Source organism: Maridesulfovibrio sp., from assembly GCF_963676065.1.
Classification (GTDB): domain Bacteria; phylum Desulfobacterota; class Desulfovibrionia; order Desulfovibrionales; family Desulfovibrionaceae; genus Maridesulfovibrio.
In genome coordinates this window covers 1,841,656-1,864,424 of sequence record NZ_OY780933.1, presented here as the reverse complement: position 1 = coordinate 1,864,424, position 22,769 = coordinate 1,841,656, and the positions used below count along the sequence as shown (strand labels likewise).

General features: G+C 48.8%; 22 protein-coding genes. 12 read left to right on the top strand and 10 right to left on the bottom strand.

Features of this window, described 5'->3' with window-relative positions; translation table 11 throughout:
• Positions 1-137: 137 nt before the first annotated feature.
• The 12 genes from ACKU35_RS08350 to ACKU35_RS08295 all read left to right on the top strand — a co-directional run bounded on the left by ACKU35_RS08350 (position 138) and on the right by ACKU35_RS08295 (position 12,459).
• Positions 138-533 carry a response regulator gene (locus tag ACKU35_RS08350; RefSeq protein WP_319764931.1) on the top strand — a complete coding sequence of 132 codons (396 nt, stop codon included), beginning with the start codon at positions 138-140 and terminating at the stop codon, positions 531-533.
• Positions 534-557: 24 nt separating this feature from the next.
• Positions 558-1,295, top strand: coding sequence for an Hpt domain-containing protein (locus ACKU35_RS08345; protein WP_319764928.1), 738 nt, complete (start codon positions 558-560; stop codon positions 1,293-1,295).
• 5 nt (positions 1,296-1,300) lie between these two features.
• Positions 1,301-3,079, top strand: coding sequence for a chemotaxis protein CheW (locus ACKU35_RS08340; protein ID WP_319764926.1), 1,779 nt, complete (start codon positions 1,301-1,303; stop codon positions 3,077-3,079).
• A gap of 124 nt (positions 3,080-3,203) precedes the next feature.
• On the top strand, positions 3,204-4,001 hold the full coding sequence (locus ACKU35_RS08335) for a sirohydrochlorin cobaltochelatase (RefSeq protein ID WP_319764925.1): 798 nt from the start codon (positions 3,204-3,206) through the stop codon (positions 3,999-4,001).
• Positions 4,002-4,089: 88 nt separating this feature from the next.
• A complete protein-coding gene (locus tag ACKU35_RS08330; RefSeq protein WP_319764923.1) occupies positions 4,090-5,649 on the top strand; it encodes an ASKHA domain-containing protein in 1,560 nt (519 codons plus the stop codon).
• Complete coding sequence (locus tag ACKU35_RS08325; RefSeq protein ID WP_319764921.1) at positions 5,639-6,823, top strand: small ribosomal subunit Rsm22 family protein; 1,185 nt, start codon at positions 5,639-5,641, stop codon at positions 6,821-6,823. The genes ACKU35_RS08330 and ACKU35_RS08325 overlap by 11 nt, the downstream gene beginning before the upstream one ends.
• 18 nt (positions 6,824-6,841) lie before the next feature.
• Positions 6,842-7,486: a lipoyl(octanoyl) transferase LipB gene (gene lipB, locus ACKU35_RS08320; protein ID WP_319764919.1), complete on the top strand. Its 645-nt coding sequence runs from the start codon at positions 6,842-6,844 to the stop codon at positions 7,484-7,486.
• Positions 7,428-8,303: a lipoyl synthase gene (gene lipA / locus ACKU35_RS08315; protein WP_319764917.1), complete on the top strand. Its 876-nt coding sequence runs from the start codon at positions 7,428-7,430 to the stop codon at positions 8,301-8,303. The genes lipB and lipA overlap by 59 nt, the downstream gene beginning before the upstream one ends.
• Before the next feature lie 270 nt (positions 8,304-8,573).
• Positions 8,574-9,107 carry a RimK/LysX family protein gene (locus ACKU35_RS08310; RefSeq protein ID WP_319764915.1) on the top strand — a complete coding sequence of 178 codons (534 nt, stop codon included), beginning with the start codon at positions 8,574-8,576 and terminating at the stop codon, positions 9,105-9,107.
• Positions 9,108-9,145: 38 nt separating this feature from the next.
• On the top strand, positions 9,146-10,711 hold the full coding sequence (locus tag ACKU35_RS08305) for an inactive transglutaminase family protein (RefSeq protein ID WP_319764913.1): 1,566 nt from the start codon (positions 9,146-9,148) through the stop codon (positions 10,709-10,711).
• Between the two features lies 1 nt (position 10,712).
• Entirely contained in the window at positions 10,713-11,651 is a 939-nt protein-coding gene (locus tag ACKU35_RS08300; protein WP_319764912.1) for an alpha-L-glutamate ligase-like protein, read from the top strand.
• Positions 11,626-12,459, top strand: coding sequence for a hypothetical protein (locus ACKU35_RS08295; RefSeq protein ID WP_319764910.1), 834 nt, complete (start codon positions 11,626-11,628; stop codon positions 12,457-12,459). The genes ACKU35_RS08300 and ACKU35_RS08295 overlap by 26 nt, the downstream gene beginning before the upstream one ends.
• Positions 12,460-12,468: 9 nt before the next feature.
• On the opposite strand, the gene recJ is transcribed toward ACKU35_RS08295, so the two are convergent.
• The 10 genes from recJ to ACKU35_RS08245 all read right to left on the bottom strand — a co-directional run bounded on the left by recJ (position 12,469) and on the right by ACKU35_RS08245 (position 22,740).
• On the bottom strand, positions 12,469-14,202 hold the full coding sequence (gene recJ / locus ACKU35_RS08290) for a single-stranded-DNA-specific exonuclease RecJ (protein WP_319764908.1): 1,734 nt from the start codon (positions 14,200-14,202) through the stop codon (positions 12,469-12,471).
• A 23-nt stretch (positions 14,203-14,225) separates the two neighbouring features.
• Positions 14,226-15,050: a tetratricopeptide repeat protein gene (locus ACKU35_RS08285; protein ID WP_319764906.1), complete on the bottom strand. Its 825-nt coding sequence runs from the start codon at positions 15,048-15,050 to the stop codon at positions 14,226-14,228.
• An 11-nt stretch (positions 15,051-15,061) separates the two neighbouring features.
• The gene (gene pyrF / locus ACKU35_RS08280; protein ID WP_319764904.1) at positions 15,062-15,754 is read right to left on the bottom strand and encodes an orotidine-5'-phosphate decarboxylase; all 693 of its coding nucleotides are present in this window, start codon (positions 15,752-15,754) and stop codon (positions 15,062-15,064) included.
• 1 nt (position 15,755) lies between these two features.
• Positions 15,756-16,388, bottom strand: a complete 633-nt coding sequence (gene gmk / locus ACKU35_RS08275) for a guanylate kinase (RefSeq protein WP_319764902.1) — start codon at positions 16,386-16,388, stop codon at positions 15,756-15,758.
• On the bottom strand, positions 16,381-16,641 hold the full coding sequence (locus tag ACKU35_RS08270) for a DUF370 domain-containing protein (RefSeq protein WP_163349682.1): 261 nt from the start codon (positions 16,639-16,641) through the stop codon (positions 16,381-16,383). The genes gmk and ACKU35_RS08270 overlap by 8 nt, the downstream gene beginning before the upstream one ends.
• A gap of 9 nt (positions 16,642-16,650) precedes the next feature.
• Entirely contained in the window at positions 16,651-17,532 is an 882-nt protein-coding gene (locus tag ACKU35_RS08265; protein ID WP_319764899.1) for a YicC/YloC family endoribonuclease, read from the bottom strand.
• A 111-nt stretch (positions 17,533-17,643) separates the two neighbouring features.
• Complete coding sequence (mtaB, locus tag ACKU35_RS08260) at positions 17,644-18,921, bottom strand: tRNA (N(6)-L-threonylcarbamoyladenosine(37)-C(2))-methylthiotransferase MtaB (RefSeq protein ID WP_319764897.1); 1,278 nt, start codon at positions 18,919-18,921, stop codon at positions 17,644-17,646.
• A 51-nt stretch (positions 18,922-18,972) separates the two neighbouring features.
• Positions 18,973-20,310 carry a DEAD/DEAH box helicase gene (locus ACKU35_RS08255; protein WP_319764895.1) on the bottom strand — a complete coding sequence of 446 codons (1,338 nt, stop codon included), beginning with the start codon at positions 20,308-20,310 and terminating at the stop codon, positions 18,973-18,975.
• A gap of 303 nt (positions 20,311-20,613) precedes the next feature.
• Positions 20,614-21,603, bottom strand: coding sequence for a class I SAM-dependent methyltransferase (locus tag ACKU35_RS08250; RefSeq protein ID WP_319764893.1), 990 nt, complete (start codon positions 21,601-21,603; stop codon positions 20,614-20,616).
• Positions 21,604-21,882: 279 nt separating this feature from the next.
• A complete protein-coding gene (locus ACKU35_RS08245; RefSeq protein WP_319764891.1) occupies positions 21,883-22,740 on the bottom strand; it encodes a ribonuclease H-like domain-containing protein in 858 nt (285 codons plus the stop codon).
• Positions 22,741-22,769: the final 29 nt, after the last annotated feature.

The window sequence follows — 22,769 nt, the reverse complement described above, 5'->3', positions numbered from 1 at the left end:
CCTTTGGCAAGTTGGCAAGAGTATCATTCACTTCAGCACTTGCCGGCTATGTCCCTTTATAAATAAGGACATTTCATTGATTAAAAAAAAATGATATGTAATCATTAAATTTGATCTTTATTCTTATGGAGGAATTAATGCGAGCACTCATTGCCGAAGATGAATTTGTTGGTCGAAAACTGCTCTCAACCTTCCTTTCACCGCTTTTCGTGATTGATGTAGCGGTAAACGGACAGGAAGCGGTTGATGCCTTCAAACTTGCATATGAAGAAGGCAACCCTTACAGATTGATCCTTATGGATATTATGATGCCCATACAGGATGGCTTATCCGCCTTGAAGGAGATAAGAGAATATGAAAAAGAAAAAGGAAAAATCGGGCACTGCAAGGTTATCATGACGACTGCTCTTGATGACCCCAAAACCGTAATCCGTTCTTTCCATGATGTTGAAGCTTCCGCTTTCATTGTAAAACCGGTCGAAAGAGAAAAGCTCTACGAAGAGCTGAAAAAAATCGGATTAATGAACAAATAGATACCGGTTGACGGAGCAAATGCGATGAGTGAAGACGATTCTCTTATTGAGGAATTTTTTTCTGAAGTAAACGATAAGTACTATCCGCAGGTACTTGAAGGTATCGACCTGCTCGATGAACAACGCATCGGAGAAGGAATCGAAGTACTTTCACGCCCTCTGCATACCATCAAAGGCGTCACCGGTTTTATGTCCGGATTTGAACCAGCCTCCACGTTTACTCATAAGGTGGAAGATTTTCTTAAAAAAATGCAGGCCGGAGAAGTTGAATCGGATCTGATGCAGATCGCATTGGCCATTGAAGCTGTGAACACAATTTTCATGCTCATCGAACAGCTGCGCGAATCAGGCCGTTTTGATCAGAGCCTTACGGATGACATCGAAGCGAGACTCTCCGGCGGAGGGCAGACAAATGGAGCGGCAGACGAATCAGGCATTAATCCCCTTGAAATCGAACAACTACCGGATGCACAGATATTTAAGATTATGGTCCACCGGCTGTACAGCTCAGAGCAGTTGCAGGCAGTTGAAGAAAGCCTGCAATCCGTAAACGGGGACAGAAGACTTCTCTTTGATTTCGAGACCGCAGAATCAGTAGGATCATCCCTTTTCGAGCTTCTGTCTTCATTTGCTGAAACCTATGAAATAGGCGTAACCGGCATGAGCAACCATTGTAAGAGTACATTTTATTCCTGGGGCTTCCAGCGCCATCTGACTGTCTTTGAAAGCAGGGAAACTTTCCTGAACAAAACCGGAGTTTGAGGATAATGAAAGACAGTATTTCCAGCTGCATAGGCCAGCTTCAAGAATCAATCACCGCCCTTGAACACGGCAGCGGTGATATTAATGATATTTTGAAAGCCACCGGCCTTGATAACGCCCAGTTCAGATCTGCACAAATCATAACCCTCATGGATATGCTGACCGACGGCATCACTCCAATTACATCGGATCTGATAACCTCCCTACTGGAAATAGCTGAAGCCCAAAAAAAATTTTTCTATTGTATCGGCGGCCTGCTGGACGACGGAGCAGCTCCGATAGATTCAAGGAAAAAAACCGAACCGGCATGTGACGCACAGTCCAGTGAACAGCTCGCTGCCGGACCGGATAAATATGAACAGGAAATGATGGCCGAGATGCTGGCCATGACCGGGGAAAGCCCGGACGAAACCGATGGCTGGGAAAAAGTCGATGAATCAACGCAGGATCCTTCCGTTAAAGCTGAAACTGCAGGACAAAGCGCAGAGATAAAGGACACTCCGGCGCCTGAGGCGGAACCGGCAGCAGCGGCAAAACATATCCCGTCTGAAGAAAAAAAGACCAAGGTCCAACCCGCCCCGGCGAAGAAAAAAGACGCGCAAGCCATTTCCTCCATCCGCGTTTCCACCCAGCAATTGGATTCGCTGATTGAACTGGTCGGAAAACTTATGGTTACCTATGCGGTTATCGCCCAGACCAATAGCGATAATATTTCCAAAATATATTCCAGCCTTTCCGAACTGGATAAAGTAATTCGCAACCTGCAATCGGAAGTGGATGAAATAAGGCTGGTTCCGCTGAAACAGATTTTCATGCCCATGCACAGGTTGGTGAAATCCACCTCCCAAAAACTTAACAAGCGCATCAAGTTTACCATCGCCGGTGAGGAGCTGGCACTCGATAAAACCATTGTGGAGTGTCTGAACGAACCGCTGGTCCACCTGCTGCGAAATGCTCTCGACCACGGAATTGAATCCACCGAAGACCGCCAGATGTGCGGTAAGGACGAGATCGGCAATGTTCAATTGAACGCATACCGCAAGGGCGAATTCGCTTACGTTGAAATCACCGACGACGGCAAGGGGCTTGATGCCGACATTCTGCTCAGCAAAGCTCTTGAACGCGGAATTGCCGATCCTGAAAAAAATTATAGCAATGAAGAAATTTACGAATTTATACTCCGTTCCGGATTCTCCACTGCCAGTGCGGTGACTGATATCTCGGGACGAGGAGTAGGTATGGACGCTGTGGTTGCCGCCATTCAGAATACGCTGGACGGCAAAATTTCCATCAGCAGTGAATTGGGACAGGGCTCCACCTTTACCATAGCCATTCCTTTAAGCCGTTCGGTAAATGAAGGAATCGTTGACGCACTGGTTACCACCGTCGGTCCGGAGACCTTCATCTTCCCAAGCCGGGAAATACTTGAAGTATACGAGCCTGTTGAAAACGAATTTACCGACCTGCCCGATGGCAGGGAAACAGTATGTGTGCGCGGTAAGGTCCGGCCCCTGATCCGCATGTACAAGGTTTTCGATCTTCCGGCACCGACCGAGGACGTCATTCCGAAGGTAATTTTAGTAAAACTTGGCGAGACAGTAGCCGCAATTCTTGTTGACGAGGTCCTGCGCCAGCAAAAGGCTGTGGTTACCGGATTCACATTGCCGGTAAACTCCATTTATAAACTGCCGATTCTCGGGTTCGGCATGATGGGTGAACATGATGCCCTAGTGGTGGATACGGAAACTCTTATTGCTTCACACATGGAAAACCCGGAATATTAAACAACTGGTCGTGGCCACTGATTTCGGCCTATAAAGCCGCATAGTAAAAGCTTTTCTCTGCGGACTTTGTCTGATATGCATCTTCTTCCATTATTAATCTAACTATCAGCGCAGGAAATACCAGATGAAAAAAGCCATCCTTTTCGCGGCACACGGATCAAATAACAGAGCATCCGGTTCGGCTATCGGAAATATGTTGAAGATGACCAAAAAGGCCTACCCGGAGATTCCTGTCTTCAGCGCTTTCACTTCCGGCCATGTACTTAAAAAACTCCGCGAACAGGGACAGGAACTTCCCAGTGTAAAACAGAATCTTGAAAATCTTTCTGAGAAAGGCTTCACTCATGTGGTTGTTCAGTCCCTGCATGTAATCCCCGGCACCGAATTCACAAACATCAGCAGACTGCTTAGCCGGGTCGAAAAAGGTGAGATAAAATTTGAAAAGGCTGTAGTTGGCGAACCGCTGCTGACCAATGATCAGGAAATCGATGAGATTTCCGACATCATCCTCAATCTGCTGGAAGAACGTGTTGCGCAAAATGAAGCCCTGATTCTGGTTGCGCACGGCTCAAAATATTCTGACAGCGGCAACTCCCTTTACGACAAATTCAAGGAAGTGCTGGAATCAAAGGACAAAAACGCTTATCTGGGAAAACTTAATTCTGACGAGAGCATTATAAAAATCAGCGACAAGATCGTTGAATCAGGAATAAAAAAAGCTTATCTCATGCCCCTGCTCTTCGGAGCCGGTAATCATGTAAAAAAAGACATGGCCGGAGATCATGAAGGATCATGGAAAAACATAGTCGCTTCGCGTGGAATTGAAGCTATTCCTGTTGCTCATGGAATTGGTGAATTTGATACCCTTGCCCGCCGCTGGATGGCCAAGCTGGAAAAAGCTATGAACGAGCTTGATGCATAGATAAAACAATACTATTTGCTGCTTGATTGTACTCCGCACCACATATATATTATGCTGGTGCGGTTAATTTTTTAACGGACCGGAAAGAATGGAAACTTCCCTAACAGTGCGCTGCCATGACGGCAAAACCATGGTTTGCCCTCCCGCGGAAGGGCTGAACATGGCCCAAATACTTTTCCTGAACGGAGCATTCCAAGGTGTGCCGCTCTGTTCCGGAATGGGTCGCTGCGGGCTGTGCAGAGTCCGCTTTGAATCCAATCCCCCTGAGCCGCGTAAAGAGGAATTGCACAAATTATCCGCCTCTGAGATTGAATCCGGCTGGCGGCTTTCATGTCTGCATCCGAGCACCCCGGCAACTATTTTCCTGCCTGAACCGGAACGGGTGGTTCCCCGTGTTTCGGACAGATTTTCTGCAAAGCTTCCCGGCACATTAGCTCTTGCAGTGGATCTCGGCACCACAGGATTGCACTGGGCCTTCACCTTTGAAGGAAAAATCTTAAAATCCGGACAGGAACTTAATCCACAGATCGGGTTGGGAAGTGAAGTTATGTCCCGTCTGGCTTTTGCGGCAAAGCCAGATCAACGCAGGATCCTTTCGCAACTGGTTACCGACAGGCTGCAATCTATCATCGCTGAAACTGCGCCGGTCAGCAAAATGGTGATCTCCGGCAACCCGTCCATGACCTCAATTCTCGCACAGGACGATATAAAAGGGCTAAGCAGCGCTCCCTACTCCCTGCCCAGCAATGGAGGCGAAACGGTAAAACTTGACGCAAACCTTCCCGAAGCGTACATCCCGCCACATCTGGCCCCGTTCGTCGGTGCGGATATATCCGCCGGGATTGTGGCCTTGAATTTTTCCGATCACGCTGCGCAGCCTCCGTACCTCTTTGCCGATCTCGGAACCAACGGTGAATTTGTACTCTGCCTTTCCGAGGGTGAATACATTGTCTGCTCAGTTCCTATGGGACCGGCCCTTGAGGGGGTAGGCATGAGCAATGGTAGAACAGCCGGACCGGGAGCGGTTTCAGCATTTAATTTAAATCCACTGGGCCTATCGCCATCGGTCATTAAAACGGATGATCAGGAGCAGCCCCGCAAACCGGGAATAACCGGAACAGGCTACCTATCGCTCTGTTCCCTGCTGCTGAAATCAGGAGTGCTGACCCGCGAAGGACGATTCGGTCCGGGCAACACCCCCTTCGCAGCGAAACTTGCCGACAAGCTGACGGAAATAAACGGGACTCCGGTCCTTGATCTGGGATTTGAAGGACTGACCCTTCCGGCCCCGGATGTGGAAGAAATTTTAAAAGTAAAAGCAGCCTTCAACCTCGCCATGTCCGCCCTGCTGCATCAAGCCGGGTTAGCGCCTTCCGACCTCAAAGAACTGATCCTCGGCGGCGCCATGGGCCGGCACGTAAACATAAATGATCTGGTCACCACCGGATTTCTCCCTGCGGAAAGCGCTGCGATCACCCGCGCCGCAGGTAATACGTCCCTGAAGGGATCGATAATTTTAACGCACAATCAAGAAGCAAGAGATTTCGCCGCAGGACTGCCCGTACGTTCCACAATTCTGGAACTGGCCGGAAGCAACGATTTCGGACAGAAATACCTTGAGAGGATGATTTTCAAATATGTCTATTAAAGTAAGTTCACTTTTCCCCCTGCCGACTACGGAAGCAACCAAGAAATTGGATAGCTACATAAAAATTTTACAAAAAACAGCTCCGCTAAAAAGCAAACACAGCGATGAGCTGCCCTACGCCATCCGCGACCTTTCCCGCGATCTGACCGGTGAGCGATCCGGTCTGTCCAATGATTACATGGGCGACCCGCGCAGCCTGAACGCCTATCTGCGCTATTTTCTGCCTTGGAACCTGTATCGCCTTTCCCGGCTCTTTCAGGGTCTGGATATCAATCTGCCCGACAACGGTATCGTTGTGGATCTCGGGGCAGGACCGCTGACCGTGGCACAGGCTCTGTGGATCGCAAGACCTGATCTACGCGAGAAAAAGCTGACCTTCATCAACGTTGACCGCACCCCTAAACCGATGCGCGAAGGCAACAAGCTCTTCCAGGCACTGGCCGGAGAAAACTCCCCATGGCGCATGGTCAACGTCAAAGGCGGCTCCACGTCCAAAATCAGAGAAAAAGCGCACCTGCTGGTCACTGCCAATATGGTTAACGAAGCCTCAGCCGGCGTGCGTATTCCTCTTCCCATCTGGGCGGAAAAATTCTGTCTATCCATGGTGCATAAGCTGGCCCCGGAAGGACGCATCCTGATTATCGAACCGGGCATCCGCCGTTCAGGACGGGTACTTTCCGTGATCCGTCAGCAATTTGTGGAAGCAGGCTTTCCCATACTCGGCCCCTGCACCCACGAAGAAGAATGTCCCATGAACGGAGAGCACGGCAAGGCATGGTGTCATTTCAATTTCGACTCCGAACATGCTCCTGCATGGCTGCAAAAACTTTCAGCCCAGTGCCGCTTTGAAAAAGATAACGTCAGTCTGAGCTTTCTCTACGTCGGCCTGCGCAAAGAAGAAGTTGAAAGTCCCCGCGAGGGCGAAATGCTCATCCGTGCCATCTCGGAATCCTTCAGACTTGATGAAGGCGGGTTCGGGCAGTATGGTTGCGCGGCTCAGGGACAGATTCTGCTTTCCGCGCAAGGCGGCGCAAAAACCTTGTATCCCGGAGGACTTATCGGTATGCCCATTCCTGAAGAGGAAAAACGGGATGAAAAGTCCGGCGCGCTGGTAGTTCCGCTGCCCATACGCGAAAACGACAAACGCAAAGATAAAGTTAATCCCAAAAAATAAAACACAGTTTAATTTCACATGGAATTTATAGATCTGGGTCTGATTACCCATCAGGAAGCTGAAAAAGTCCAATTGCAAAGATTGCAGCAGGTCATGGACGGCAAGGCCGGTGATGCCCTGTTCCTCCTTGAACATCCGCCTGTGGTCACACTCGGGCGTCAGGGCGGGCTGGAAAACCTGCTCGTCAGCGAGGAAGCCCTCAGGCAGATGGGGGCCGAAGTTGTCCAGACTGCCCGCGGCGGAAACATCACCTGCCATTATCCCGGTCAGTTGGTGGTTTACCCGGTTATGCACATCGAAAAACGACGGGGCGGCATCAAAAAGTTCTTTCATGATATGGAAGAGACTGCCATCCGCACGGCCGCCCGTTTCGGTGTGGAGGCGCAAAGAAGCGAAGGAAGGCCCGGAGTCTGGGTCGGCCCCGGCAAGCTCTGCTCCATCGGAATCGGGGTAAAAAAATGGATCACTTACCACGGTTTGTCATTCAACGTTTCCAGTGACATGAAACTTTTCGACGCCATCACCCTTTGCGGACTGCACGGTGCGCATCCCACTTCCCTTTCGCGGGAGGCCGGTAAAGAAATTTCTACAGAGGAAGTAAAAAATGTCTTCAGAGAAGAATTCGGAAAAGTATTTACGGATTCCGTCGTGGCTGCGGGTTAAGCTCCCCACCGGAAGGACTTTCAACGAGACCGGCAAAATGCTGGAAGACCTTAATTTAAATACGGTCTGCCAGAGTGCCAAATGCCCCAACTGCTGGGATTGCTTCTCGCGCAAGGTGGCCACTTTCCTGATCATGGGCAATAACTGCACCCGCAACTGCGCCTTCTGCAACATCGCCCCCGGCCGGATTGATCCCCTTGATGCGGACGAACCGCGCCGCGTATCCGAAGCTGTAAAACGTCTGGAACTGAAATATGCGGTTATCACGTCAGTGACCCGTGATGATCTGCCGGACGGCGGCGCTGCCCATTTCGCCGAGACAATCGAGCGCATCCGTGCCGAACTTCCTGAATGCAAGGTAGAAGTGCTTATTCCCGATTTCAGGGGTAATCTCGAAGCGCTGAAAACAGTAATCGCCGCAAAGCCGGACGTGATCAATCACAATGTGGAGACACCGCGCGAACTTTACTCGGAAGTGCGCCCACAAGCCGACTACAAGCAGAGCCTTGAGCTCATTGAGCGGGTAAAACAGCTCAGCGACATCCCTGCCAAATCGGGACTCATGGTCGGACTGGGCGAGACTGACGAACAGGTCTATCAGGTAATCGACGACCTCGCGGCCATTAATTGCGACATCATTACTATCGGTCAGTATATGCGCCCGTCCAAGGAACACCCGGCGGTGAAACGCTATGTGGAGCCGTCAGTTTTTGATGAATACGCCGAATACGGCAAAAAACTGGGTGTGCCGCATATGTTCTGCGCACCGCTTGTACGCTCCAGTTTCAATGCTGCCGAAGCTTTTGATAAGCTTTAATATATAAATTTCAAACAACTACCCATTACGGAACTTTCACTACGGAAGTTCCGTAATTTTTTTGTGATACTGAACTTGAAAAAAAATTAAGCCAGAACTTTTATAATAAGCAAAAAACTCACGCTTGACCTTTGCGCAATATTGTTGCAGAGCTTTGCCAGGGTCGGATTTTATAGTTTTATTGCCTAGAAGTTTAAAGCTGAGACTAAATATAAATCCACCTGAATCCCGCCCGGACAACGCGATTCTGCTGGAATATGGAGAATTACCATGTCCTTGAATATGCCATTAATATCACTACTTTTTTTTCTCATTTTCAGTCCTGCTTGTGTTGCCTCTGCCCAGCCCAAAGCTGGTGAGGATGCACAGGATAAACAGCATATTGTCGCCGGTTACATCGAAAATGTATCCATCAAAATCTGGGACCGTGAAAAACCGGTAATAATGAAAGCAAAACTCGATACCGGGGCGGATAGCTCATCGCTTCACGCCACCGACATTGTAATACATAAGAATAAAAAAAAGGTTTCATTCACACTCACCGATCAGGATGATAAAACCCAGCGCATAACCTGCCCCTATGCCCGGATAGTCCGCATAAAAAAACGCCCTTCCGGTTATCAGCGCAGGCCGGTCATCCCAGTACAACTCCAGATCGGACCCAAAAAATTCGAGGCTTTTGTAAACCTTACCGACCGAAGCAATTTTTCATACAAAATGCTCATCGGCAGGAAAGAATTACGCCACGGCCTGCTTATCGATTCCGCACACCATCACCTGCTCAGCCTTCCGGAAGGCAAGTAAAATAATTCATCAACCGGAATTATCCCCGGAGCTTCATCATGAATTCCATACAGCTAAAAATACTGGTCGTCCTGCTTTTTGCCGTAGGACTAGGCATATTCAGCTACAAAGCCTTTATTCTCGGTTTTCCCCTTACTGCCGAAGAACAAACCGAAATATGGAACGTGGAAGCCCATGTTTCATTTGAAGCCGTGAACAAACCGGTCAAGGCAACTTTGCAAACCTTGAACAGACTTCCAAATTACACAGTGACCGATGAATATTATATCGGGGACGATTACGGTTTGCTGCATGCATTGCAATCAGCGAATGGAAACATGCTGCAGAAAAAAAATGCAGAAAATATCGTTGCAATCTGGTCCAGACGTTCCGCTAAAAATAAACAGGATCTTTTCTATTCCGCGCGCTTAAGACCAAAGCATACAAACAAAGAAGAAAGCTGGGTCCACCCCACGGAAATCCCCAAGCTGACTGATCCGCACTTCACCGAAGCGGAACAGGTGGCTGCAAATTCACTGATCACCGAGGTAGGCAGTGAATCCGCAGACATAGAAACTTTCGTACCGCAGCTGATGAAAAGGCTGATGCATCCTAACGCCAACCCGGACGCAGCCTACCTACTCCGTGATAATAAAAAAACATTAGGCGCTGTAAATATGGCGGTTCGTTTGCTGCACTTTTCAGGAATCCCGGCTCAGTCGGTACACGGAATAACTCTTACCACGTCCACCAATTCAAAAATTAAGCATTGGCTGGAGCTCTATCATAACGAGAAATGGCACATGTTTGATGTGACCAAAGGGAGCTTCGGTACCCCGGTTAATTTCGTAACATGGTGGCGCGGAAACGGATCTCTGGCTACAGTCAGCGGCGGCAAAAACCTGAGTGTAACCCTTTCCGTTGTCCCGGCAACTGTCAGCGCTTTGGGAAATGTGGTGGACCGTCTAACGATTACCGCACCGGCAATATTGGATTTTTCTCTCTTTACCCTACCCGTACAGGCACAGGCAACTTACCGGGTTATCCTGCTGATCCCTATCGGCGTTCTATTGCTGGTTTTCCTGCGTAATGTAATCGGGGTTACCACTTTCGGTACGTTCATGCCGGTACTTATTGCCCTGTCCTTTCGGGAGACACAGCTCCTCTGGGGTCTGTGCCTATTTTCCATCGTCATCATTCTCGGGCTTGCCGTACGGTTATATCTTGAACACCTGAAACTGCTGCTGGTCCCCCGGCTGGCCTGCGTGTTAATCGTGGTAGTACTGCTGATGGCCGGAATCAGCATCGTCAGTTTTAAGCTGGGTTTTCCACGCGGTGTCTCCGTCAGTCTATTCCCCATGGTCATTCTGAGCATGACCATTGAGCGAATCTCGGTTATGTGGGACGAACTGGGGGCCGGTAAAGCCATCCAGCAATGCATCGGGTCCATGGCTGTGGCCGTGCTGGCTTATATCGCCATGAGCAACCTGTTCATTGAACACCTCATTTTCGTATTCCCGGAACTTTTTCTCGTGCTGCTGGGCCTGACCCTCATGATCGGGCGTTATACCGGCTACCGGCTGCTGGATCTGATCCGCTTCCGGACATTCCTCAAGGAGAGCTGATATGGGCTGGTTCGGTAAACTGAAAAAGAGCGGGGTTATTGGCTTAAATTCGCGTAATGGAGCATATGTACTGCCCAACAATCCGCGCAAACTGTATCCGCTGGTGGATGATAAAATCACCACTAAAGAGCTGACTCAGGCTGCAGGTTTGAATGTACCGGAACTCTATGGAATTTTCCAAGCCCAGCACGAACTCAAAAGGCTTCCCGCCCTGCTTCAGAAACATGATTCATTCGTGGTTAAACCTGCGCGAGGAGCCGGGGGAAACGGCATTCTGGTCATCAACGGCAGGCTGGGACCTCGGTTTCGCAAGCCCGACGATTCGCTGGTTGCCGAGGAAGCTATTTCATTTCATATTTCCAATATCCTCAGCGGCATGTACAGCCTCGGCGGTATGCCGGACAAGGCCATGGTTGAATACTGCGTTAAGTTCGCCCCTATTTTCAAGGACATCGCCTATCAGGGGGTACCGGACATCCGAATTATTGTTTACAAAGGCATCCCGGTAATGGCCATGCTCCGGTTGCCCACACGTGAATCGGACGGAAAGGCCAATCTGCATCAAGGGGCTATGGGCTGTGGAATAGATATGTACAGTGGTGTTACCACCAGCGCAGTCTGGAAAAACGACAACTGCACACATCACCCGGACACTCTGCATCCTGTTGCCGGAGTCGCCATCCCGGATTGGCCGGAACTGCTCAAGCAGGCCTCGCTGGGCTATAGCGTAACCGGGCTGGGCTACCTTGGCGTAGATATCGTATTGGATAAAAACATGGGACCGCTGATCCTTGAGCTCAACGCCAGACCCGGTCTGGCAATTCAGGTAGCCAATAAATGCGGCCTGCAGCACAGGCTGGATGCGGTGGACAGTGTATTTCAAGATCTGCACACAGAAAACCAACGGATTCAATATGCAATGGATAATTTCGGATCATAAAATTATGAGGCCGGTTCTCGCCTTTATCATCGGCATGGCCATGCTTCTGATAACCGGCTGCAAGCAACAGCCGAAACTGGTGATCCCCCCGGCACCTCCTATTCCGCTTGAAATAGCCAAAGAAAACGAGCCGTTGCATAAAAATGAAACCCGTCTGGATATAAAGCTTACCTGCCGACTGGACCAAGACAAGCTACGCAAGGTCCGTTCCCAGAGCATGCCCGCCGGGACACGAATATCATATCCCGCCGGAGCGGATATCCTTCGTTTTCTGCAATATGATGAAAAAATCATCACCCTGCCCAAAATGCAGGCCACTAAGGATTTCGAGATAATACTGCTGACCAGAGACCAGAATCCGCCCTTGACCATGAAAGGTTACTCCAACGTGACCTACGAACTTATGGACTCTTCCCTGCCCGGTGGTGCAATCCTGCTGGATTCCTTTTACGGTACACTGAAAAAGGATGGCACCCTTTCCAGCACCATGCTTGTTCCAACAGGCAGGAAAAATGTATTCAGAAAAGTTCAGGCAGAAATCAGCCCAAAAAAGATCAGATTCAAACCGGTAATCAGAACCACTGTTCTGCCCGATTCAGAGCACCATTACGTAATCAGATTTATAGGCAAAAAAGGAATGACCATCCTTTTTGAAATCCGCCATCTGGAAGGCGGCAGCCGTCCCAAAGTTGTCAGCCGTCAGACCATGGAAATTCCGCTGGGCACCCCACTGATAGAGATCAACGGGCACACCTTCAGGGTTCACACAGCCACTACGGAATTTATTGATATTGAACGGCTGAGTTAGGGAAGCGGATCAACGCCTTCTGCGCGTATAATCACGGATGGTAAGTTCAATGGTTGGAATTCCATTAAACTTATCGATCTTGGGTGAGAAGGCAAAACGCATCGTAGCGCCGATAAGTTCAGAACCCAGCTCTTCGGCCATGCGCCATGCTTTGGCAGGCATCTTGCGGGTTTTATCCTTATCGGTAACGGTAAGTTTGACGTGATCCTTGCCCATGGGCCTGCGTTCAAGGACTTCCACAGGTGGAGTGGTGAAGACTGGCTCAGGATTGCCCATGCCGAACGGCTGCATCAACTCCAGTTCCTTAAGCAGGACATAATCAATATTTTCCAGCGGCAGTTCGCGGTCAACCTTAAGTGACGCTTTAAGCGGTTCAGCACCGACTTCATCAATAACAGCCTGATTAAACCGGTCCCGGAATTCCGGCAGCAGATCAGCTTTAAAAGACATACCCGCGGCCAGTTTGTGACCGCCGAAGTTCAAAAAAAGCTCGGACATGGAAGTCAGCCCTTCATGGATATGGAACTCCTTGATAGAGCGGGCCGAACCTTTGACTATCCCATCCTCCGAACAGAGCATAACCGTGGGGCGGTAAAATTTTTCAACTACACGGGAAGCCACAATCCCTATAATTCCCGGATGCCAGCTCTCGGAATATAGAACCAATCCGGCCCGTTTGTGCCTTTTGACCTGAGCCTCGGCCTGCTCAATGGCTTCCTGTAAAATGCGATCTTCCTCGGCACGGCGCTCGGAATTAAGTTCATCCAGAACCTTGGCGATGGGCCGCGCGGTTTCCATATCCTCTGCCATCAGAAGCTGCAGCGCCCTTCCGGGATCACCCATACGTCCTGACGCATTGATACGGGGAGCCAAACCGAAACCGACCTGCCCCGCTCCTATAGCCGCAAACATATCGTAACCGCTGACCACCTTCAGCGCGGCCAATCCGGGACGTTTGGCTTCTTTAAGCAAAAGTAAACCATTCTTGACCAGAATACGATTCTGCCCCTGAAGCTCCACCACATCGGCAATTGTTCCGAGGGCGACAAAATCCAGATAGGCCCGCACGTCCACCGGCTCTCCGGGCAGCAAACGGTTCAGCTGGGCCATGAGCATGAAGGCCACGCCCACTCCGGCCAGAGTTGCGCAGGAGCAATCCTCGAAAACCTGCCCGTCATATTCAGTAAGGCGTGGATTACAGATAGCGGCCGCAGGGGGAAGTTCTTCGCCCGGTAAATGATGGTCGGAGACAACCACCGTCATACCCAGCTCGTTTGCGGCGGAAATTTCAACGTTGTTGGTGATGCCGCAATCAACGGTCAGGAGAAGTTCAATACCCTGCTCGTGCAGCTTTTTTATACCGTCAACATTTAGCCCGTAGCCTTCTTTCAAACGGTTCGGCAGGTAGTGATCACATTCGTATCCACGATCGGCGAGAAAAGTTTTCACCACGGCGGTCGAAGTAACTCCGTCCACATCATAATCGCCCCAGACAGCCATCTTCTTACCTTGGGCGAGTCCTTCTGCGAGCACTTCTGCGGCTTTTTCAAGACCGGGAACTTCCGTAGGTTTGCAGAGGTTACGCAATCCGGGAGAAAGAAAAAGGTCCATGTCGCCGCGAGTCTTAAACCCGCGATTCCAAAGAATCTCAGCCAAAAGTTCAGTAATGCCTAGTTCAGCCGCAATAGAGGATATGGAGGAAGGAATTTCCTCCTCACTTATCATCTTCCAGATTTTGGGCAAAGTATTCTCCGTGGATTTTCAGACTAGAAATCAATCTCAAGGTCCGCGATAGGACCGTCACTTTCCTGTTCCTTCTGCAAGATATCAAGATCTATACTCAAGTCATCTTCCTCTTCGGAAATATAACCGTTATCTTTGAGGTAGACCCAGAACATGATTCCTTCTTCCAGCCTAGGATTCAGTTTCAGAGATTTTTTTATGTATTTGATGCAATTATTGAAGTCGCCCTTTTCATAATAAGCACGGGCAATGTTCAAGCAGAGGTTTTCGTCAGTACGACTTAACTCCTCAGCCTTCAGGTAATATTCAATGGCCTGATCAATCATGCCATTACGACGAAGATTTATACCGAAATCATTGAATAAGTGTTTATGCTCAGGTTCATAAATGGCACCGATACCAACCAGCCTACGGAAAACATCCTCCGCTCGTCCTGTTTCACCGCGTTCAAGATAGGTCAGGCCCAGACCGAAATTCGCTCGAACATTTTCGGTATCCACATCTATGGCATGACCGAATTCGTATTCTGCGCTGTACCCCTCGCCGTTAGAACGGTGATTTTCCCCGCGCTTGATGGAGCCTTCCAAAGACTCCATACTGGGCCGGACGACTTCCACAAAATATTCCGGTTCGGGATGGTAGTTATCCAGAAACGTCTCACGCTCAACGGTAAGTTTAGGCCCGGAGGGAACATTGTTGCTATTCAATGGCTGAACTTCCAGAGCACCGTTAGGCTTTTCTACTGCATACCAGTAAGTTTTCTGCTCGGTCTGGCGAGTAGTGGTCCCAGTTCCAACGGTTGCTTCGCTCTGTGACGAAAAAACTCCGGTAATCCTTGGGGCTGCCATAAATATTCCTTTTAAGAGTTCATTTCAGCGACAATCCGGCGGGCAGCTTCTGCCGGATCATCAGCTCCGGTTATAGGTCTTCCGACCACGAGAAAATTGGAGCCGCGCTCAACTGCCTGCGACGGAGTAACCACTCTGCGCTGATCATCGGAAACGGAAGCCGGTCTGATCCCCGGGGTCAGGGCCAGAAAATCCTTACCGCATTTTTCTTTGATGGCCTCCACTTCCAGCCCGGAGCAAACCACACCGTCAAGACCTGCCTGCGATGAAGCAAGGGCCAGATCTAGAACAGCGGAGCCCAAACCTTCGGGAACCGGGAAGGGAATATCATCCTCATCCATGCTGGTCAGGATAGTGATAGCCATAAGCAACGGTCCTTCTGCACCGTTTGCCCCTTCTACGCGTCCTTCACGGGCGGCAACGGCCATACGTTCCCCGCCGAGAGCGTGCAGACTGAGCATATCGGCTCCGGCGCGGGTAGCCGAGCGCACTGCGCCTTTAACCGTGTTGGGAATATCAAAAAATTTCAGGTCAACAAAAACCTTGAACCCCATTTCCTTAAAACGGGTTATTATTTCAGGACCTTCCGCGCAAAAAAGTTCCAGACCTACTTTAACCCACGGAGCCACTCCGCGAACTTTTTCAGCCATATCAAAAGCGCTCTGCGCATCTTTAAAATCAAGGGCTACGACTAACTCAGACATGTTACTCCCAAGTGCTTAAAATACTTTCAAGAAGTCCCGGATTACTGCAGGGACGGTTTTTTCCGGCAAGGTAAATCGCTTTCAGCTCGGAATAAGCTTTTTCCAGATCTTCATTCACAATCCAGTACTCAAATTTCGGCGCGGAGGCCATTTCCTTCATGGCATTCATCATACGGCGGTTAATGACATGTTCGGTATCGGTATTGCGCCCTTCAAGACGCTTCCGCAGTTCCGAATAAGACGGAGGCATCAGGAAAACGAAAATTCCGTCAGGCATGGTCTCCATCAGCTGCATGCAGCCCTGAAAATCAATGTCGAACAGGATATCCATGCCCTTGTACAACATCTGCTCCACCGGTTCTTTCGGTGTACCGTAGAAATTTCCATGGACCTCGGCCCATTCGGCGAACTCCTCGGCTTCCAGCTTTTCATTAAATTCATCAACACTTAAGAAAAAATAATCTGTGCCGTCCACTTCACCTTCACGCGGCTCGCGGGTGGTGCAGGAAATGGAAAAACCGATCTGCGGAAATTCCTCGCGCAACTTTTTTACCAGAGTACTTTTCCCGGTACCGGACGGGGCGCAAAGCACCAGCACCTGTCCTTTTCTCTCCGGGATCAGAACATCACTCATTCTCGCCCTCCTCAGAAGTGTAGCGGTGTCCGATGGTTTCGGCCTGAATCGCCGAAAGAATTACATGATTGGAATCGGTAACAATGATGGAACGGGTTTTACGGCCCTGCGTGGCATCCACCAAACGCCCTTCCTGCCGCGCATCCTCACGAAGCCTGCGCATAGGTGAGGATGACGGGTTGACGATGGTGATCACGCGGCTTGAAACCACATAGTTACCGAATCCTATATTTAATAAAGTCTGCTTCTGCATCGTACCGAATTACTCGATGTTTTGAACCTGTTCACGGCATTTTTCAAGTTCAGCCTTGAATTCAACAACAATCCTGCTCACTTCTGAATCCTGACACTTGTTGCCGCAGGTATTGATTTCCCTGAATGTTTCCTGCAGCAGGAAGTCAAGGCGTTTACCGGCGTCTTTGTTGCCGCGAAGAACTTCAAAAATGCGTTCAAGATGGGCATCAAGTCTGGTTATTTCTTCGGAAACATCCAGCTTATCGGTCAGGATGGAAACTTCCTGCACCATACGGTCTTCAATGTATTCAGCACCGAGATTTTCCATATTTCCCTTTACTCTTTCGATCAGGGCTTCGCGCTTGGTTTCGAGAATCTCAGGAATTTTGACCTTGACCTTTTCAGTGTAATCTTTGAGCAGGGTGAAACGTTCTTCAAGGTCGCGCACGAGGTCGTTACCTTCATCTTTTCTGGATTCACGCCAGTTCGCCAGCGCTTTTTCCAGACCTTCGCTGATGGATTTAGCCATCTGCGGATCAGGTTCACTGGAAGCATCGCGCCACAGGCCGGAAATATTAAACAGACGGTTGTAATCAGGAGCAAACTCAACGCCGTCAGCAGAGGCCATATCTTTAAGCTGATCAATCATGGCTTTGGCCTGCAACTGATTCAGGCTGATTCCAAGCAGTTCAGTGCTGAAAACTTCCAGATTGAGAGAAAGATCAACCCGGCCGCGGGAACCGTATTTTCTGACAATCTTTTCCCAACGGGATTCATATCCGCGCAGGGAATTGGGCAGACGCCATTTCAAATCCAGAAAACGGGAGTTAACACTGCGGATTTCCCAAACATGGCTCCATTTATCTTCGGTGGTCTCTGCGCGACCAAAACCGGTCATACTTACGGGCATTTATTGCTCCTTTTGCCTCCGGCGGCTCTCCGAGGGACAGAGAAACTTTTTTCAAAAATTTTCCCTGGACTCTTCAAAAACTTTTAATATGCTTCGCCGGAGTAAATTTATTTATTTTGTTTTAACCGTCAGACTGCCTTCTTTAACAGCTACGGGTTTTACTTCTACTAAATCACGAGGCACTTCATTTTCAAATCCATCTTCCAGAATACAGGTGGAATAGAATTCACAAATGCCCTTATTCTTGTTTTGGAAAAGGACTTTCAGTGAGTCCATTTCTGAAATTTTGTGCAGGAATTCCTGCTTCTTTTCTTCCACTAATTCACGCAGGAGACGCCCTCTCTTCTTTTTAGTCTGAGCGTCAAGTTGGCCTTTCATGGAAGCCGCAGCGGTTCCCGGACGTATAGAATACGGAAAAACGTGCGCATAAGATAGGGGAAGTTTACGGCAGAATTCAAGAGTATTATTAAATTCTTCCTCAGTTTCTCCGGGAAAACAGGTCAGAATATCGGCTCCCAGTCCGAAAACAGGCCATATCTCCTTTAGCTTGTCCAGAAAGACAAGCACATCATCAGGCTTGTAATGGCCTCTGCCCATACGTTTAAGCACAGAGCTATCGCCGCTTTGCAGGGAAAGATGTAATTGCGGGCAGATCAGTTCAGACCTGGCAAAAATTTCCAGCGCCCGTTCTTTAAGCTGCCCCGGTTCAAGAGAACTGATGCGCAGCCTTGCACGCCCGCCCCACTTAGCGCCGAACTCATCTTCTATGCGCTCCATGAGGTCCCAGAAATCTATACGCTCTTCAAACTCGCGCCCGTAATGGCTCAAATTGATGCCGCTTATGATCATTTCCCGGAAACCGGCTTCAAGCAAACGGGCGATTTCTTTAAGCACATCATCGGCTGACCGGCTCACGCTCGGCCCTCTGGTTATGGGTACGATGCAATAGGTGCAACGATGCGAGCAGCCGTCCTGAACCTTAACCACCGCCCTTGAGCGTTCGTAATCATCAATCTCAAAAGGCTGAAAAATTGTTTCGCTTTCACCCGCTTCAGGACGTTCTTCAAGCTTTAACAGCTCGAATTTACGTTCCTGCGGAATAACGTCCACTACTCCGGGAAGTTCGGCCAGCTCCTCAGCGAAAACCTGTGCCGCACACCCGGCGATAATAACTTTTCCCTCTGGATTACGGCGGTTGATCCCTCTCACTGTCTGGCGCAGATCGCGAAGAGCCGCCTGAGTCACAGCGCAGGAGTTGATGACTATTTCGTGGGCTTCGGCATCATTATCGGCCTGTTCGTAGCCCATACGCAGCCAACGCTCGCGTATGGATTCACTTTCATACTGATTTATTTTGCAACCTAAGGTGGTTATCCAGAATTTTTTCATTGCATTGTCCACATTATCGGCTCTTTTATCATGGAGCCTAAAGATATAAAACTATTTCTTTTTTGACCGGGAGTTACGCTTTTTACGGCCATCTCTATCCGGGGAGGTTCGCTTTTTACGGCCTTCTTTATCCGGGAAGTTGCGTTTTTTGCGGCCTTCTTTACTCGAGGGATTACGCTTCTTACGCCCTTCTTTATCCGATAATTTATACTTTCTACTCCCCTCTGTATCCGGGGTGGATGAAATAAAATCAGACTTAGGGGCATTGTAATTGAACTGATCCAGATAAAAAAGATCCAAACCGAACCCTAATCCTTCTTCAATTTCAGCAAGCCGAGTCTTCTCTTCGTTTGCAACAAAAGTATACGCAATACCTTTAGCTTCAGCCCTTCCGGTCCTGCCGGTACGATGGACAAAAATTTCCAAATTATCCGGCATATCGTAATTTATGACATGGGTGATATTTGAGCAGTCGATGCCCCGCGCAGCAAGGTCTGTGGCAACCAGCACGGTGAATTCTCCACTCTTAAAACCTTCAAGAGCGCGGTTACGCTTGCTCTGGGAAAGATCACCATGCAAGTCCGCAGCAGGCAGTCCTTCCTTCATAAGTCGCTGAGCAAGCCTTTTGGCCCAGCGTTTAGTACGCACAAAGACCAGCACCCGATCATAAAAAATTTCCATGAGCAGATTTTTAAGAAAACTCTGTTTCAAATACAAAGGAACAGGACAACAAAAATGCTTAACCCCATCCGCACTGACCGTAACCGCAACCCTGACCACTTCCGGATTATTCAGGATAGTCTTGGAAAGCGTGTTGATCTGATCGGGCATAGTTGCGGAAAACATCAGATTCTGCCTCTTGGCCGGCAGTTGAGCTAAAATTTTGTTCACCTCATCCATAAATCCCATATCAAGCATATGGTCCGCTTCATCTAAGATAAGGGTATCCACATGGGAAAGGTCTATTTCACCACGCTCCAGCAGATCCAGCAGCCTGCCGGGACATGCGTTGATTATGGTAGCTTTCTTGGCTTCCTTGGCCTGTTTGCCGATTCCTGCGCCACCATAGACAGCAGCACTGCGGATTCCAGTTTGCCGGCCCAGCTCAATGAATGTTTCATGAGTCTGCATAGCCAGCTCACGAGTGGGTGAAAGTATCAATACCCGCACAGGGCCACGTTTTGGTGCTTCTTGATCAAGCAAACGCTGCAACACAGGCAGCACGAAAGCGGCTGTCTTACCCGTCCCAGTCTGGGCAAGGCCCATGACATCGCGCCCCTGAAGCACGGAAGGAATAGTCTTCAGCTGCACAGGGGTAGGAACCTCATATCCGGCACTGCGGATTCCAGACACAAGACGCATGTCAAATTTAAACTGGTCGAAACTCAAACAAGACTCCATAAAATTAAATTTCCTTTGCCTCCGGCGGCTTAAACCCTTTTGGAAAAAAGGGGTTAAGAATCCCAAAAATTTTTAGTTACACTACGCAGACTTAAACTGAAGATATACCTGCAACACAAAGCGGCGAAGCCTTATTTAAAGGTTCTGAAAGGGATGGGGTCTGGGGAAGGGAAAACTCTTGCAAGAGTTTTCCCTTCCCCAGCCGCCGGAGGCATTCAAAACAAAAAAGCGCGCCCCTTACGAGGCGCGCGGATCATTATACAAATATGATGTGAAGTAAAGAGCGTGATTTTACCACCGGCGCGGCAGCCTGCGCTGGGCCCAATCGGAAAGGTAAGGAAGAAGTTCTTCCCCCAGTTGATGCAGGGGCACAATATTTCCTTCAATTATTATACCTTGCGGAAACAGATTCATATCGTGATATTCTTTTGGCCCCTGAAAGGCGGTATTTTTCGCCAGCAGCACGGAGACATTCATATCTTTGCAAAAGGCGATCAATCCTTCCGGGAAGAATGCCGCGTCTTTGATATTTTTGCCCAGTGTACGGAACAGGGTCTTGCAAATAGATACAAAATGCTCGCGCCGTAAGGGCTGATGCATGGCCGCGACAGTTTCATTGGAGACAAAGGTTACGACCTTGTTAGTAAGCGGGGCATAATTTTTAGCATCCCGCGCATCTCCCAGAATTACTTCAGCAATATCCAGCTCTTTAAAAATTTTATAGCTCTGCAAACCGACCATTTTATCATACTCAATGCCGTAAAGAGCGATCTTTTTAAAACCGTTGCGGCGGGCATGGATATGCTGGGCGAGCAGGAGTATTCCGGTTCCGGTACCGATGTCCAGCCCCACGTATTCCTCCTGTTCAAGGAGTTTGGGAGAGATATTCTGGGTAACGATGGAACGGATGATATGGCTGGTTTTAGTGATATCCGCGAGCATACGCAGAGAAAAAGACCACTGGCGAAGATAATTCATCAGCTCAATGTCATCATCAGGTTCATTAAGGCTGCGATGACGGCTGAACATCTCGCATAATCTGCTTACATCCTCAAGAGGTACAGGTTTATCAAAACCGCCTTTGTGAACATAGCAGTAAAAAAATTTGAGAACCATTCCCATAATCATGGAATTGGAAATCTTTACTGAAGGATCGCTCATGCGGTCCACTTCTTCCAGCAGGGACCCTTCTGAATATAGAGAGGGATCAATGACCATCTCTTCCTGATTCATGAATACATGATTAATTTCCCCAATTTCAATCGTGCTCTGTTCCTGCATCTCAATACTCCTTACGAACATCATATATTAAAAACATGAAGGCATGCTTTACCCACCGCAAGATAGAATGCATAGACTGTTCCTATTTCTCAAAACGGCTGTCAAAACGTATACAAAAAGTCTAAACAAAAACATAAACATCTTGTTTAATTTAATATTATTACACAATAGAACCACAAAAAAAGGTTATCTTCAAATAAGAAGACAACCTTTTACGGGCAAAAAATTCCATTAACTGAAAAAATGAAAAATCGATCCCGTCCGGGACACGAGCGTTTATCAGAATCTGCGAAATGAACCTTCGCCGGAGTATTTAGCCCGGATTCCATCCACAACCTCACGATGGGCTCTGAAGGGATTCAACGGTTCAGCCTTCTCGGCTATGGGGTCAAGATCATGCTGCGAAAATCTTTCAATATGTAGATTGTAGCCTTTAATCATCAAGTTTTCCAGATTCACACTGTCGAGAACGTTATAAGCCAGCAGGGTTTCAAGGGCCCGGTCATCACCGTTCATCTCGTACTCATTCCAGAGCAGGACCGCGAAATATCCATCCAATCCTTCTGCATCCCCGCGATCCATGCCGAAATAGTGCTCAATACCTTTCAACCCGCCGGTGATTCCCAATGAACGGAACACAAAGCGCAGATCGATATGTGCGGCATGAACTTTAATACCAAAATATTTTTCAATGAACGGCACATCAAAACATTTACCGTTGAAGCTTACAATCAAAGGATAGCGTGCAATTTCTTCCTCAAAATCATAAAGATTTTTGCCCTGCACATAGGTTTTAATCTCTCTACCGTTCCAAAGGGCGATGGTGGTGATATCGCAACTATGGGCATCGGTTCCGGTCGTTTCAATATCAATATAAGCCACATTATCCCGAAAATGCGAAAACATTCTCCACTGGTCCGAGGCCGGAAGACGGTCGGCAAACCAATTGGCATCTTTTTCTTCAAGCTTCTGCTTTGATTTTCCGCACCCCTTCTCAAGCTCATTCGTCTTTGCTGCGGAGAGAGGAGTGGAAGCTCCTTTAAGGATATCATCCCAATCGTTCACCCCTGCCTGCCATATTTTAGCTTCAGTTGTGCTTCCTATTCCTTTGAGATGGCAAAATGTTTTTTCGAGCATTTAAGAAAAGCCCTGTATTCAGTTGGTTG